Genomic DNA, 13,993 nt, shown 5'->3' with positions numbered 1-13,993 from the left:
CGGGCTCCGTCCCTCCGGTCCGCGTGGCCGTCCGGTACATCCTCTCCAAAGTCGCGCGCGCCCGCCCCGGCGGGGCGGACGCGCGCGGGGTCCTTCCGGTCTCAGGCGAGCCGGACGACCGCCTTGGCCTGGCTGAGCACCTTCTGGCCGCCGGCCTCGCGGGCGGTGAGGCCGACCACGACCTTGTTGTCCTCGAGCTTCTGCTCCACGACGCCGCTGATCTCCACGACGTTGCCGGTCTCGTAGGACACCGGGACCATGCCGGAGAAGCGCACGCCGTAGTCGAGGACGGCGCCGGGGTCGCCGACCCAGTCGGTGACGAACCGGCCGCCCTGGGCCATGGTGAACATGCCGTGGGCGATCACGTCGGGCAGGCCGACGGCCTTGGCGAACTTCTCGTCCCAGTGGATGGTGTTGAAGTCGCCGGACGCGCCCGCGTACATCACCAGGTTGAGGCGCTTGACGGGGTAGGACTGGGCCGGGATCTCGGTCCCGACCTCGACCTCGTCGTACTTCACGGTCGCCGCCATGTCAGGCCCCCCGTTCCACGATGGTGTTGTAGGAGGTCACGACGAGTTCGCCGCCGGCGTCCTTGACCTCGGTGACGATCTTGAGCAGGTGGTTGCCGCCCGCCTTGCGGATGTCGCTGATGGACGCCTCGCAGGTGAGGACGTCGCCGGCGACGACCGGGCGGACGTACTCGAAGCGCTGCTCGCCGTGCACGACCATGGCGTAGTTCAGGCCCAGCTCGGGATCGGCCAGGGCGTCGCCGCCCAGCGCGATCACGATGGGGAAGGTCGGGGGCGCCACCACGTCCGGGTGCCCCGCGGCCTTGGCGGCCTCGGGGTCGCGGTAGATCGGGTTCCGGTCCCCGATGGCGTCGGCGAACTCGCGGATCTTCACCCGGGAGACCTCGTACGGGGGGCTGGGCGGGAACTTGCGCCCGATGAAATCTGTGTTCAGTGCCATGCCGATTCCTTCCAAGGGGAACTGCGGGCTCCTCCTGATTACCTCGGGCAGAAGGTAACAGAACGACGTTCGGCCCGCTCCCGGCAGTACCGGTGAGCGGGCCGAACGGTGCAGGCGCGAGTTTCTAGCGGGTCTCGCGGTGAGCCTGGTGGCACCTGCAGTTGGGGCAGTACTTCTTCAGCTCCAGGCGATCCGGGTCGTTGCGCCGGTTCTTCCGCGTGATGTAGTTGCGGTGCTTGCACTCCTGGCAGGCCAGCGTGATCTTCGGCCGAACGTCGGTGGCAGCCACGATGGAGTGCCTTTCTGCTAGGTATCGGGACGAACATCCTGCGCCAAGTCCCCGGGGGGGACCTGGTGAGCAGGTTGAGTAGCGAGGGCCGGACTTGAACCGGCGACACAGCGATTATGAGCCGCTTGCTCTGCCTGACTGAGCTACCCCGCCATGACAAGCCTCTGACGGCCTCGTTAAGAGTACCTGAAGCAGGCCGCCAGAAGAAACAAAGAACGCCCGAGCCCGATCGCGGGCCGGGCGTTCCTTCGTTTCCAGAGCCCCTTTACGGAATCGAACCGTAGACCTTCTCCTTACCATGGAGACGCTCTGCCGACTGAGCTAAAGGGGCTTGCGTCGTGCTCGCAGGGAAAACCATACACGGTCCTCGACCACTGCGCGAACCGGTCAGGTCCCGCCCCCGTCCGGCGCGCTCGCGTGGTCCTCGCAGAGGGTCCCGGGGTCGGGCATGACCCCTTCGACCAGGAACCGGTCCACGATCCGGCGCGTGCACTCCCCCATCGGGTAGAAGCCGTGCCCCCCGGAGTCGTTGAGCACCAGGACGCTGCCCGGCAGCTCCCCGTACGCGCTCCTGGCCCAGTGGACGGGCGTCGCGGCGTCGTGCCGGTTGTGCACCAGCAGGAGGGGCGGGGAGCCGTCGGCCCGCACCGCCATGCCCGCCTCGGGCAGCGAGGGGACGGGCCACCGCGCGCAGGCCCGCCGCTGCGCCTCGACCTGCCGCCCGAACAGCGGGGCGGCCCGCAGCGCGGCGCGACCCGAGTCGCGGGCGGCCCGCGCGGTGCGCTCCTCGGGGCGCAGGTGGGGGCACACGACCGCCTGGTAACTGCCGGAGAGCGACTCCCGGTTCGGAGCGGCGCCGGAGACCTCCGCGGCCAGCGTGCGCAGGGGGCCGCCGTCGCCGCGCAGCGCGGCGGCGAGCGCCTCGGTGACCGGCGGCCAGGCCTCCTCCCGGTAGGTGGCCAGCTGGATCACCCGCAGCACCTCGCGGCCGGTCAAGACGGTGCCCGCGCCGGCCTTCATGGGGCTGTCCTCGGTCCGGGCGATCAGCCTCCCCACCCTGGCCACGGCCCCGGCGGGGTCGTGGCCGAGCGGGCAGCGGGGCCGTTGCGCGCAGCGGCCGACCATCACCCGGAAGGCGGTCTCGAAGCCGACGGCCTGGGCGGTGGGGTCTCCGGGCCAGCCGGTGGGGTCGACCACGGAGTCGAGGGCCATCCGGCCCACCCGGGCCGGGAACAGGTGGGCGTAGAACCGGCCGAGGAGGGTGCCGTAGGAGGCTCCGTAGAAATGCAGGAGTTCCTGGCCGAGGACGGCGCGCACCAGGTCGAGGTCCCTGGCGACCGAGGGAGTGCGGACATTGGGGAGCAGTTCTCCGGAGGCTTCGGCGCAGCTTTCGGCGAAAAGCGCCGCGTAGTCGTCGGGATTCTCCGCCCCTTCGATTTCGGCGGCCCGCCGAGGGCTGGAAGTGCGGCAGACGACGGGGGTGCTGGATCCGACGCCGCGCGGGTCCATTCCGATGACGTCGTACCGGGCGCGCAACGCCTTGCTGAAGTAGGCGTGCGCCCCGAAGACGAATTCCAGTCCCGAGGATCCGGGCCCTCCCGGGTTGGTGAGCAGCGTGCCGACGCGGTGGGACGGGTCGGCCGCGGGCAGCCGGTTGAGCGCGATCCGGATGGCCCCTCCGGCCGGATTCGCGTAGTCCAGCGGGGCGCTGAGCACCGCGCAGGAGAATCTCCGGTCCACGGCGCAGGGTTTCCAGGCCGGTTTCTGGGTGTAGAAGCCGTAAAGCGGATCGTGGTGTGCGACGGCGTGCGAAAGGACGGGCGGAACCGCGTGGACGGCCGGGGTGTAGGCGGCCGCCAACCCAGTCATCACCAGCCATAGCCGTATTCCCATGGGTTTTTCCTTCAACAGCCGATCGTGTGTGGATCGGTCGTTGAAGGAATGATTCCCCGGGATATTAGGGAAAGGTCCTGGCGCACGGCCGGGACCGGTAGATCATCCTTCTTCCCGGCCCCCGGAGGACTCCGGGAAGAAGTGGACGGCCTCCCGGGTGGCGGCCGCCACGTCGCCGGCCCTGATCGCCTCGACCAGCCCGTCGTGGTCGACCTTCCGCGCGGAGTAGAGACCTTCGGTGAAGTGGTCGCGCAGCTCGTCGCGCAGCACCTCGCCGAGGTCGGCGTACAGGCCGGTCAGCGCCGCGTTGTGGGAGGCGGCGACGACGGCGTGGTGGAAGGCCGCGTCGGTCTGGACGAACCGTTCGGTGTCGCCCTCGTCCCAGGCGCGGTCGCGCTGGTCGAGCGCCTCCTGGAGCAGGGCGAGGTCCGCCTCGGTGCGGCGGGCGGCGGCGAGCGCGGCGGCGGACGCCTCCAAGGTCATGCGCAGCTCCCGGATGTCGGCGTGGCCGATCCCGGCGAAGCGGCGGCGCATCACGCCGGCGAGCTCGCTGGTGGCCGACACGTAGGTGCCCGAGCCCTGCCGGATGTCCAGGAGCCCGTTGTGGGCCAGCGCCCGGACGGCCTCGCGCACGGTGCCGCGGGCCACGCCGAGCTGTTCGGCCAGTTCGGGTTCGATCGGGATGCGGGAGCCCACCGGCCAGCGGCCGGAGGTGATCTGTTCGCGGAGCTGCCCCACCACCTGCTCGAACAGCGGGGTGCGTCGTGCGGCCGACAACGTCATGTCGCCATCGTCTCACTTCCCTAATTCATCCAATGATTTTATGATCCGTCCTATGACCCCCCGTCGGCTACCGCGCGCGCTCCCCCTCGTCCTGCTGGTCCTGCTCACCTCGCTGAACCTGCGCCCGATCGCCACCACGGTCGGCCCGCTGCTGGCGGAGATCCAGCCCTCGCTGGGCATGGACGGCGTGCTCAGCGGGGTGCTGACCGCCCTGCCGAACCTCTGCTTCGCCCTGATCGGCCCGCTGGCGCCCCTCCTGTCCCGCCGGTTCGGGCCGATGTCCGTGCTCATGGCGGGCATGGCCGTCCTGACCGCCGGGCTCGCGGCCCGGGCGCTGGCCCCCGGCGCCTGGACCTTCCTGCTGTTCACCGTGCTCGCGATGAGCGGGGTCGCGGTGGCGAACGTGCTGCTGCCCGCGGTCGTCAGGCACTCCTTCCCCGGCCGGGTCGAGCGGATGACCGCGCTGTACTCGACGGTGCTCACCGGCGGCGCCACCGTCGCCGCCGCGGCGGCGGTCCCGCTGGCCGCCGCGCTGGGCTCCTGGCGGTGGGGCCTGGGGATCTGGGCGCTGCTCTCGGCGGCGGCCCTGCTGAGCGCGGCCCGCGCCCGGGTCTCCCAGCCCGTCCACACCCCCGCGCCGCACCGGCTGCCTCCGCTGCGGCACAGCCGGATCGCCCGCGGCATGGCCGTCTACCTGGCGGTGAACGCGACGACCGCCTACGCCGTCATGGGGTGGCTGCCGCAGATCTACCGGGACGCCGGGATCCCGGCGGACACCGCCGGAGTGATGCTGGCCGTGGCGCTGGGCCTGGTCGTGCCGCTCACCCCGTTCCTGCCCGCGCTGATCGCCCGGCTGCCCGACCAGCGGCCGCTGGTGTGGGTGTTCTGCCTGAGCTCGCTGGCCGCCTACGCCGGGCTGCTCCTGGCCCCCGGCGCGCTGGCCTGGCCGTGCGCGGTCCTGCTGGGACTGGGCGGGGCGGGCTTCCCGCTGGCCCTGACCATGATCGGGCTGCGGTCCCGCTCCCAGGAGGGGGTGGCCCGGCTGTCGTCCTTCGCCCAGAGCCTGGGCTACCTGTTCTCCATCCCCGGGCCGCTGCTGATGGGTGTCCTCCACCAGCGGACCGGAGGCTGGGACGCCCCGGTCTGGTTCCTGGCCGTGCTCGTCCTGCCGCAGCTCGTCCTGGGCCTGCACGCCGCCAGGAGGGGCACGGTCGAGGACGAGCTGATCGGACGGGAGGACGCCGGCGAGGGCGGGGCTCCGGTCACCGGCCGCGTCTGACCGCCCGCAGGAGGACGAACTTGGGGTTGCTCGCGACGGTCGCGCAGTTGCCGAAGAGGCGTCGGAGCTTCACGTGGTAGCCCAGGTGCCGGTTGCCGACGACCCACAGTTCCCCGCCCGGGGCCAGGGCCCGGCGGGCCTCCCGGAACATCCGCCAGGCCGTGGCGTCGGTGGTGGCCTGGTGCGAGTGGAACGGCGGGTTGTTGAGGATGAGGTCGGCCGAGCCCTCCCCGACGCCTTCGAGCGCGTCCGCGGCGGTGAACACCGCCCTGCCGGCCACCCCGTTGGCGCGGAAGGTGTCCTCCGCGGACGCGACGGCCTGGTAGGACTCGTCGGTGCAGACGACCTCGGCGTCGGGGTGGGTCAGCGCGGCCGCCAGCCCGAGCACGCCGTTGCCGCAGCCCAGGTCCACGATCCGGGAGGCTCCCGGCAGCTCGGGCAGGTGCTCGAGGAAGAACCTCGTGCCGATGTCGAGCCTGTCCGCGCAGAAGACCCCGGCGTGGTTGACGACGGTGCGTCCCGAGACCGCGCCGAGCCCTTCGGGAAGGACATAGCTCAACGGCCAGGGGCCGGGCCCCGGGTCGAGCGACGGGTCGGGCGTCGCGAAGACGAGCCGGGCCTTCTTCACCGCCCGCGACGTCCGGGTGGGTCCGATGATCTCCTCGAACAGCCGCAGCGTGGAGGTGTGGATCTCCTTGGCCATTCCCGTCCCCACCACCGCGGCGCCCGCGTGCAGGGCGGGGCGCAGCCTGCGGAGCTGGTCCTCCAGCAGCGCCAGGCTCTTGGGCACCCGCACCACCAGGGTGCCCGCCTTCTCCGGCGGAGCGTCCCGGGTGGTCAGCAGGGACGCCGCCGTCTCCTCGAACCCGGCTCTCAGCAGGTTCTCCCGCGTGGCGGAACGTCCCAGGAAGGACTCGGAGATCTGCACGGGCCGGTGGGCGGCCAGCGCCGTCGTCAGCGCTCCCCAGCGGTCTCCCAGGACGACCAGCGGCCCCCGGGGCCCGCCCGTCTCGTCGAGGTGGCGCAGCAGATACTCGTCCGCCGCGTCCCAGGCGCGCAGGGGATCCTGGGGTCGGTGGGGGAAGCGCGTGAGCTCCCACTCCCCCGAGGCGGTCACCAGCCGGTTCATTCCCAGGAGGTTAGTCGTTCCCAGCTCAACGACCGACACGTAAGATTCACCCCGATTGCCTGCTTTACCCCTATTGGCATTGATGATCAGTAAGGTGGCCGCCTTGCATCCGTTCCGTACCGCAGTGGAGAAGCAGGACCTGGACGCGGTCCGCGACCTGCTCGCCGAGGACGCGACCTTCCTCAGCCCCGTGGCCTTCAAGCCATACGAGGGCAAGGAGATGGTCTTCGCGATCCTCAAGGGGGCCATGCGGGTCTTCGAGGACTTCCACTACGTCCAGGAGATCGGGGAGGGCAGGGAGCACGCGCTGGTCTTCAAGGCGCGGATAGACAACACCCAGATCCACGGGTGCGACTTCGTGACGACGAACGAGGACGGGCTCATCCAGGAGTTCTGCGTGATGCTCCGCCCCATGTCGGCGGTCCACGCGATGTCCGAGGCCATGCGCGCCCAGTTCGAGATCATCGAGCAGGAGATGCGCGGCTGCTGACGCCGAACGGCCGGAGGCGCCTCCCCCGAGGCTCCGTCCGGCCGTCTCCGCGGGGGCAGGGCCCCTCCGGGTCTACTCCCGCACGTAGGGGCGGGCCAGGTACCTGCCCGCGGGGTCGCCCACGACCTTGCCGTCCTCCAGGATCCGGGTGCCGCGCAGGAAGGTGTCGGTGACCTTCGCGGTGAGCTCGAAGCCCTCGAACGGCGTGTACCCCTGGGTGGACTCGGAGTCCTCCGCGCGGACCGTCCAGGTGGCGTTCGGGTCGACCAGGACGATGTCGGCGTCGTACCCGGCGGCCAGGGCGCCCTTGCCGCGCAGGCCGTACCGGGCGGCCGGGTTGTAGGAGCTCAGCGCGGCCACTCGGCCCATCGACACCCCGCGCTTGCGGGCCTCGGTCACCAGGCCGGGCAGCAGGTACTCCGCGCCGCCGAAACCCGACTTGGCGAGGAAGACGTCCTCGCGATCGGAGCCGAACTTCGCCTCGTCCCGGCAGCAGGCGTGGTCGCTGACGACCCAGTCGACGGTGCCGTCGGCCACGTACTCCCACAGGGCCTCGACGTCCTCGCGCGGGCGCAGCGGCGGGTTGACCTTGCCGCCAATGCCGCTGGCCGTGTCGATGTCGGCCAGCAGGTGCCCGACGGTGACCTCGCGGCGGAAGTCGATGTGCGGGAACGCCTTGGACATGCGCACCGCGGCGTCGACGGCCTTGCGGCCCGACAGGTGCAGCAGGTTGATGGTCGGCAGGCCGGTCTCGTGCGCCAGGTAGGAGGCGATCGAGACGGCCAGGCCCTCGGAGTGCGGCGGCCGGGACGCGCTGTAGGCGGCCAGGCCCGACAGTTCCCCGGCGTCCTCCACCATCTTGGTGTAGGCGGTCATGATCTCGGCGGTCTCGCAGTGCAGCGACAGCGAGATCTCATCGGCCAGGTGGGGGAACTTCTCCCGGGCGGCCTGGACGCCCCGCATGACGAACTCGAAGTGCGCGTAGTCGTAGCGCTCGCCCTCGGGGATCATCAGGAACGAGTTCTGGTCGGCAGAACGGCCGTGGAGCCCGTGGCTGCCGTAGAACATGAAGACCTTGAACGAGGTGACGCCGAACTTCTCCACCAGGTCCGGGATCTCCGCGATGTGCCCCTGGGACATCGGGGCGAGGTGGAAGGCGTAGTCGACGTACGCGCGGCCCTCGGAGGCGGCCAGGACCTCGGGGAAGAAGTCGGCGTAGGGGCCTCCCTTGTTGAGGTAGTACTGGCCGGTGCGCATGTAGTTCAGCGCGGTCGTGACGCCGCCCTGCGCGCTGGCGCGGCTCTCGCTGACGGTGTCCTCCGCCAACGGGTTGTAGATGCCCCAGTGCTGGTGGGCGTCGACGACGCCGGGGAAGGCGAGCTTGCCCTTGCCGTCCACCACCTGCGGCACGCCGGTCACGTCGATACCGGGCGCCACCTGCACGATCCTGCCGTCGCGCACCGCGATGTCCGCGGCGACCGGCTCGTCCTGGTCGTGGTCTACGACCAGGACGTTCTTGACGACGAGCTCGAATCCGCTCACGTTCTGCTCCTGTCCTAGGGGGATCCGCCGGGTCAGCTGATGATCTTCTTCTCGCGCAGGGCCGCCACCTCCGCGGCGTCGTACCCGAGCTCCTCGACCAGGACGGAGTCGGTGTCCGCGCCGTGCGCGCGGCCGGTGAACCGGATCCGCCCCGGGGTCTCCGACATCCGCCACATGACGTTGTGCATGAGCAGCTCCCCCAGGTCGGGGTCGGGGACGCGGGTGAGCATCTCCGTCTCCCGGACGTGCGGGTCCTCCACCAGGTCCCTGGCGTCGTAGACGGGCGCGACGGCGGCGCCGGCCTCGGTGAAGGCGTCGACCACCTCGGCCCGGGTCCGCTCGCCGATCCAGCCGCCGACGAGTTCGTCGAGCAGGTCGACGTGCTCGACGCGGCCCCGCCCGCTGGCGAACCAGGGCTCGTCGACGAGTTCGGGGTGCCCGACCAGCCGGATGACGCGCTCGGCGATCGCCTGGGCGCTGGTGGACACCGCCAGCCAGTACCCGTCGGAGGTCCGGTAGGTGTTGCGCGGCGCGTTGTTGGTGGAGCGGTTGCCGTGCCGCGTCTCCACGACCCCGAGCTGGTCGTAGACGGTCGGGGACGGCCCGACGGCCGTCATCAGCGGTTCCAGCAGGCTCATGTCGACGACCTGGCCGCGCCCGTCCTCGGACCTCTCGCGGTGGAACAGCGCCATCATCGCCGCCGAGGACGCCGCGATCCCGCAGACGCTGTCGGCCAGCCCGAACGCGGGGAGCGTCGGCGGCCCGTCCGGGTCTCCGGTGAGGTGGGCGAACCCGCTCATCGCCTCGGCGAGCGTCCCGAACCCGGCGCGTCCCGCGTACGGGCCCTTCTGCCCGAACCCGGTGACCCGCACGATGACCAGCCCGGGGTTCACCTCGTGCAGCCGCTCCGGCCCCAGGCCCCACTTCTCCAGCGTGCCCGGCCGGAAGTTCTCGATCAGGACGTCGGAGCGCTCCGCCAGCCGCAGCAGCACCTCGGCCCCTTCGGGCGCCGACAGGGTGAGACCGATCGTCCGCTTGTTGCGGGAGATCTCCTTCCACCACAGCGCGTGCCCGTCCTTGGACTTGCCGTGCCCGCGCATCCCGTCGGGCTTGGCGGAGTGCTCCACCTTCAGCACCTCGGCCCCGAAGTCCCCGAGGATCTGCGCGCACAGCGGCCCTGCGAGGATGGTCGAGACGTCCAGCACCCGCAGCCCCTGCAGTGGCCCGTCCGGCATCTGAGCCCCCCTGCCGCCCGGGGCCCGCCCCGGACGTTCGTTCCGTCTATGGATACGTCGTTATCTTGAGCGAAACGATAGGGAGCGGCTGCGGCGTAGTCAATGGCGGGCCGGAAAATCCGGACGTCAGGCGGGTTCGGTGAGGTTGGCGCCCGTGTCAGGATCGAAGAGGTGGATCCGGGCGGGGTCGTAGGCGAGTTCCAGGGGCTCGCCCTCGCGGACGGGGGACTCGGCGGACAGGCGGGCCACCAATTGGGAGGAGCCGGGGTCGTCGAGGTCGAGGTAGGCGTATTTCTCGGCGCCCGGGGACTCCACGATGTCGGTGCGGGCGGTGAAGGTGAGACGGCCGCCCTTCTCGCCCGTCGCCTGGAGGAGGCGGGCGTCCTCGAAGGCCTCGGGGCGCAGGCCCATGACGACCTTTCGGGGCGGGTCGCGCCGCAGGGCCGCGGACAGGCGGGGGGTGGGCGGGATGAGACCCAAAGAGGTGCGCAGGCCGTCGGAGGTGAGCTCGGCGGGGAGGAGGTTCATCGACGGGGAGCCGATGAAACCCGCGACGAAGAGGTTACGGGGACGGCCGTAGAGGTCTTCCGGAGGGCCCACCTGCTGGATCACGCCGTCTTTCATGAGGACTATGCGGTCGCCCAGGGTCATCGCCTCGGTCTGGTCGTGGGTGACGTAGACGGTGGTGGTGCGCAGGCGGTTCTGAAGGCGGGAGATCATCGTGCGCATCTGGACGCGGAGTTTCGCGTCCAGATTCGACAGGGGCTCGTCCATGAGGAACGCCTTGGGGTCGCGGACGATGGCGCGGCCCATCGCGACGCGCTGGCGCTGGCCGCCGGAGAGGTTGGCCGGGCGGCGGTCCAGGAGGTCCGTCAGGTCCAGGATGCGGGCGGCGTCCTCGATCTTGGCGTCCGCGCCGGCCTTGTCCATTCTGGCGAGCTTCAGGGGGAAGCCGATGTTCTGGCGGACCGTCATGTGCGGATACAGAGCGTATGACTGGAAGACCATCGCGATGTCGCGGTCCTTGGGCGCCTTCTCGTTGACGCGCTCGCCGTCGACGCGCAGTTCGCCGGACGAGATCTCCTCCAGGCCGGCGATCATGTTGAGGGTCGTGGACTTCCCGCAGCCGGACGGGCCGACGAGGATCACGAACTCGCCGTCGGCGATGGTCAGGTCGAACTCCGCGACGGCGACGGTGCCGTCCGGGAAGCGCTTGGTCACGCCGTCGAGCACGATCTCAGCCATCGCTCATCCCTTCACCGCGCCCGACGTCAGGCCGGAGACGATCCGGCGCTGGAAGAACAGCACGAACACCACGATCGGGATCGTGATGACCACGGCCGCCGCCGCGATCGAACCGGTCGGGTCCTCGAACTGGGAGGCGCCCGTGAAGAACGAGATCGTCGCCGGGGCCGTCCGGGCCGCGCTGGAGGACGTCAGCGAGATCGCGAACAGGAAGTCGTTCCAGCAGACGATGAACGCCAGGATCGCGGTGGTCACCACGCCCGGCGCGGCCAGCGGCACGATGACCAGGCGGAAGGCCTGCAGCGGGGTGGCGCCGTCCATCTTCGCGGCCTTCTCCAGCTCCCACGGGATCTCCTCGAAGAAATTGGCCAGCGTGTAGATCGTCAGCGGGAGCGCGAAGGTGATGTACGGCAGGATCAGCCCCGGCCAGGTGTCGAACAGGCCCAGCGCCCGCTCGATCTGGAACAGCGGGGTCACCAGCGAGATCTGCGGGAACATCGCGATCAGCAGCGAGACGCCCAGGATCGCCGAGCGGCCGGGGAAGCGCAGCCGGGCGATCGCGTAGGCGGCCATCGTGCCGACCACCACCGCGATGAGCGTGGAGATGAGCCCGATCCCGATCGAGTTGACCAGGCCGCGCAGGAAGTCGTCGTTCTGGAAGATGCCCCGGTAGTTCTGGAAGGTCCACTCGCGCGGGACGAACGCGCCGTCGGTGACGCCCGCCGGGGTCTTGACGGACAGCGAGGCGAGCCACAGCACGGGGATCAGCGCGTACAGCAGGACGATCAGGTCGACCAGGGCCCAGCGGGCGCGTCGCGCGGTGCTCACGGCCATCAGCGCCGCCCTCCCGAGCCCGGGGTCCCGGTGCCGAGGACCTTGACGAAGAGGAACGCGACGAACGCCGTGACCAGGAAGATCAGCACCGACATGGTGGAGCCGATGCCGAGGTTCAGCCCGCCGATCAGGTTGTGGTACGCGGTGATCGACACCGAGGCGGTGCCCTGCGCCCCGTTCGTCAGCACGTAGACGTTGTCGAAGATCCGGAAGGCGTCCAGCGTCCGGAACAGCAGCGCGGCCAGGATCGTCGGCCGCATCAACGGCAGCGTGATCATCGTGAACCGCTGCCAGGCGCTCGCGCCGTCCATGGACGCGGCCTTCAGCGCGTCCTCCGGCACCAGCGCCAGACCCGCCATGAGCAGCAGCGCCATGAACGGGGTCGTCTTCCACACCTCGGCCAGGATGATGATCGCGATGGCCGGCCAGTGCTCGGTGAGCGGCGCCTGCCCCGGCGGCAGCAGCCCGGCCAGCCAGCCGGTGCCGGGCGTCCAGGCGTACTTCCAGCCGAACGCCGCCGCGACCGTGACGATGCCGTACGGGATGAGGACGACCGTGCGGACGAGCCCGCGTCCCACCAGCGTGCGGTACATCACCGTCGCCAGCGCCATGCCGAGCACCAGTTCGATGAGCACGCTCACCACGGTGATCAGGAGGGTCACCCACAGGGCGCTCCACCAGAATCCGCTGGTGAGGACCGTCCCGTAGTTGGTCAGGCCGATCCACTCGCGGCCGTCGGGGAAGCGCAGGTCGTAGCGCTGGAAGGACAGCAGCACCGAGTAGAGGATCGGCCAGGCCGTCACCAGCAGCATGACGAGCACGGCGGGCGCGCACAGCCACCAGGCGAGCCGGCGTTCGGACCTCTCCCCCTCGGCGAGGCGTCTCTTCACGGCAGCACCCCCCTGCTCCGGAGCGCGTCGGAGATCAGTTCGCGCAGTGTCCTGAGCGTGCTCGGCGGGTCGATCGAGGACGGCGGCGACAGTGTCACCGCCGTGACGGTCGAGACGTTCTGGTAGGTGGGCGTCTGGGGACGCGGTGCCGCGGTCTTGAGGGCTTGGAGGATGGCGTCGCGCATCGGGTACGCCTCCTCCATGCCTTCGGCGGAGTAGACCGATTCGATGGTCGGCGGCAGCCCGTCCCTGGTGGCCGCGATGCGCTGGCTCTCGGCGTCACGCAGGCACAGGGCGGCCTGGAAGGCCTGTTCGGGATGCTCGGAGTACCGGCTGACGGCGAGGTTCGCCCCGCCCAGCGGAGAACGTCCGTCCCCGGTGATGCCCGGGTAGGGGGCCCACTTGAAGTCCTTGACGAGATCCGGCCGGTTGGCGGCCATGGAGGCGTACACGAACGGCCAGTTGACCTCGTACGCGGCGCGTCCCGACTCGACGGCCAGGCGCGCGTCGTCCTCCCTGGTGTTGGACAGCGACGGGTCCGCCGCCTGCGAGCGGGCGAAGTCCCGCATCACCTGCAAGGCCTGGAGGGCGGGCGGCCCGAGCACGACCTGCTCGCCGTCCGGGCTGAGGATCTGCCCTCCCGCAGAGGCGACGAGGCTGTTGAACCAGACGACGATGCCCTCGTACTGCGCGCCCGTCACCTCGCCGTAGTGCGGCTTGCCCTCGGCGGCGAGCCCTGCCGAGGCGTCCATCAGCCCGGACCACGTCGACGGCGGCTCCGGGATCAGGTCCGAGCGGTACCAGAGGAGCTGGACGTTGGTGTTGTACGGCGCCGCGTACAGCCTCCCCCGCCACGTCGCGGTGCCGAGCGGCTGAGGAAGCGTCCCTTCCTTCGCCTTGCGCGCGTGCTCGCCCGTCCACTCCCTGATCCATTCGGCCTCGGCGAGCTCCGCCGTCCAGGTGACGTCCAAGCCCAGCACGTCCAGTCCGGAGTCCTCGGCCGCCAGCCTCCGGACGAGCTGCTCCCGCTGGTCGTCCGCCCCTCGCGGCAGCGTGTTGAGCACGATGCGGTAAGCGCCCTTCGCCAGCCCGTTGCACCGTTCGACGATCCGCGCCAGGTTCTCCTGCGGCGCGTTGTACAGGTTGACCACGGGCGTCCGGCCGCTCTCCTGCTCTCCGCATCCGGCCGTGACGGCCAGCGTCAGCCCCGCGAGCGCGCCCGCCAGGTACCTCCGCCCCAGCCGCACGCTCCGCATCGACCGCCCCCAACACCCGCTTCCCCGGCACGCCGTCCCCCGCCCTTACCCGTGCCTTTCCGCCGTTCACGGCGAGCACCTCTTCGATGACCCGCCTTGGGCATGGTTTTACCTCCGCCCGGACGACGCGGCCGAAGGGAGTGACCTTCGTCCCTAAGG

14 protein-coding genes and 2 tRNA genes are annotated in these 13,993 nt (G+C 70.7%); 2 read left to right on the top strand and 14 right to left on the bottom strand.

Features of this window, described 5'->3' with window-relative positions:
• Positions 1 to 101 precede the first annotated feature (101 nt).
• The 7 genes from ABD327_RS05155 to ABD327_RS05125 form a co-directional block, all read right to left on the bottom strand.
• A complete protein-coding gene (locus ABD327_RS05155; RefSeq protein WP_344448973.1) occupies positions 102 to 530 on the bottom strand; it encodes a MaoC family dehydratase in 429 nt (142 codons plus the stop codon).
• Position 531: 1 nt separating this feature from the next.
• A complete protein-coding gene (locus ABD327_RS05150; protein ID WP_344448972.1) occupies positions 532 to 969 on the bottom strand; it encodes a MaoC family dehydratase N-terminal domain-containing protein in 438 nt (145 codons plus the stop codon).
• Between the two features lie 124 nt (positions 970 to 1,093).
• On the bottom strand, positions 1,094 to 1,258 hold the full coding sequence (gene rpmG / locus ABD327_RS05145) for a 50S ribosomal protein L33 (RefSeq protein WP_106397297.1): 165 nt from the start codon (positions 1,256 to 1,258) through the stop codon (positions 1,094 to 1,096).
• Positions 1,259 to 1,337: 79 nt separating this feature from the next.
• Positions 1,338 to 1,411, bottom strand: a tRNA-Met gene (locus ABD327_RS05140).
• Between the two features lie 105 nt (positions 1,412 to 1,516).
• Positions 1,517 to 1,589: transfer RNA gene (locus ABD327_RS05135), tRNA-Thr, on the bottom strand.
• Between the two features lie 56 nt (positions 1,590 to 1,645).
• Positions 1,646 to 3,151 carry an alpha/beta hydrolase gene (locus tag ABD327_RS05130; RefSeq protein ID WP_344448971.1) on the bottom strand — a complete coding sequence of 502 codons (1,506 nt, stop codon included), beginning with the start codon at positions 3,149 to 3,151 and terminating at the stop codon, positions 1,646 to 1,648.
• 102 nt (positions 3,152 to 3,253) lie between these two features.
• On the bottom strand, positions 3,254 to 3,934 hold the full coding sequence (locus ABD327_RS05125; protein WP_344448970.1) for a FadR/GntR family transcriptional regulator: 681 nt from the start codon (positions 3,932 to 3,934) through the stop codon (positions 3,254 to 3,256).
• 52 nt (positions 3,935 to 3,986) lie between these two features.
• Here ABD327_RS05125 and ABD327_RS05120 point away from each other — a divergent pair, with 52 nt between their 5' ends.
• Positions 3,987 to 5,213 carry an MFS transporter gene (locus ABD327_RS05120; RefSeq protein ID WP_344448969.1) on the top strand — a complete coding sequence of 409 codons (1,227 nt, stop codon included), beginning with the start codon at positions 3,987 to 3,989 and terminating at the stop codon, positions 5,211 to 5,213.
• On the opposite strand, the gene ABD327_RS05115 is transcribed toward ABD327_RS05120, so the two are convergent.
• Positions 5,197 to 6,342, bottom strand: coding sequence for a methyltransferase (locus ABD327_RS05115; protein WP_344448968.1), 1,146 nt, complete (start codon positions 6,340 to 6,342; stop codon positions 5,197 to 5,199). The genes ABD327_RS05120 and ABD327_RS05115 overlap by 17 nt on opposite strands.
• Before the next feature lie 94 nt (positions 6,343 to 6,436).
• Here ABD327_RS05115 and ABD327_RS05110 point away from each other — a divergent pair, with 94 nt between their 5' ends.
• Entirely contained in the window at positions 6,437 to 6,832 is a 396-nt protein-coding gene (locus tag ABD327_RS05110; RefSeq protein WP_344448967.1) for a nuclear transport factor 2 family protein, read from the top strand.
• 72 nt (positions 6,833 to 6,904) lie between these two features.
• Here the strand turns inward: ABD327_RS05110 and ABD327_RS05105 are convergent, their stop codons facing one another.
• The 6 genes from ABD327_RS05105 to ABD327_RS05080 all read right to left on the bottom strand — a co-directional run bounded on the left by ABD327_RS05105 (position 6,905) and on the right by ABD327_RS05080 (position 13,834).
• Positions 6,905 to 8,374 (bottom strand): dihydroorotase, encoded by a 1,470-nt coding sequence (locus tag ABD327_RS05105; RefSeq protein ID WP_344448966.1) that lies wholly within the window; start codon positions 8,372 to 8,374, stop codon positions 6,905 to 6,907.
• A 32-nt stretch (positions 8,375 to 8,406) separates the two neighbouring features.
• On the bottom strand, positions 8,407 to 9,609 hold the full coding sequence (locus ABD327_RS05100) for a CaiB/BaiF CoA transferase family protein (RefSeq protein ID WP_344448965.1): 1,203 nt from the start codon (positions 9,607 to 9,609) through the stop codon (positions 8,407 to 8,409).
• Positions 9,610 to 9,735: 126 nt separating this feature from the next.
• The gene (locus tag ABD327_RS05095; protein WP_344448964.1) at positions 9,736 to 10,854 is read right to left on the bottom strand and encodes an ABC transporter ATP-binding protein; all 1,119 of its coding nucleotides are present in this window, start codon (positions 10,852 to 10,854) and stop codon (positions 9,736 to 9,738) included.
• A 3-nt stretch (positions 10,855 to 10,857) separates the two neighbouring features.
• Positions 10,858 to 11,688 carry a carbohydrate ABC transporter permease gene (locus tag ABD327_RS05090; protein WP_344448963.1) on the bottom strand — a complete coding sequence of 277 codons (831 nt, stop codon included), beginning with the start codon at positions 11,686 to 11,688 and terminating at the stop codon, positions 10,858 to 10,860.
• Entirely contained in the window at positions 11,688 to 12,578 is an 891-nt protein-coding gene (locus ABD327_RS05085) for a carbohydrate ABC transporter permease (RefSeq protein WP_344448961.1), read from the bottom strand. Before ABD327_RS05085 ends, ABD327_RS05090 begins: the two co-directional genes overlap by 1 nt.
• A complete protein-coding gene (locus ABD327_RS05080; protein ID WP_344448960.1) occupies positions 12,575 to 13,834 on the bottom strand; it encodes an ABC transporter substrate-binding protein in 1,260 nt (419 codons plus the stop codon). The genes ABD327_RS05085 and ABD327_RS05080 overlap by 4 nt, the downstream gene beginning before the upstream one ends.
• Positions 13,835 to 13,993 lie beyond the last annotated feature (159 nt).

Source organism: Actinocorallia aurantiaca (assembly GCF_039533685.1).
Taxonomy (GTDB): domain Bacteria; phylum Actinomycetota; class Actinomycetes; order Streptosporangiales; family Streptosporangiaceae; genus Actinocorallia; species Actinocorallia aurantiaca.
The sequence above is the reverse complement of the archived record's forward strand: the minus strand, read 5'-3'. Positions and strand labels throughout refer to the sequence as shown.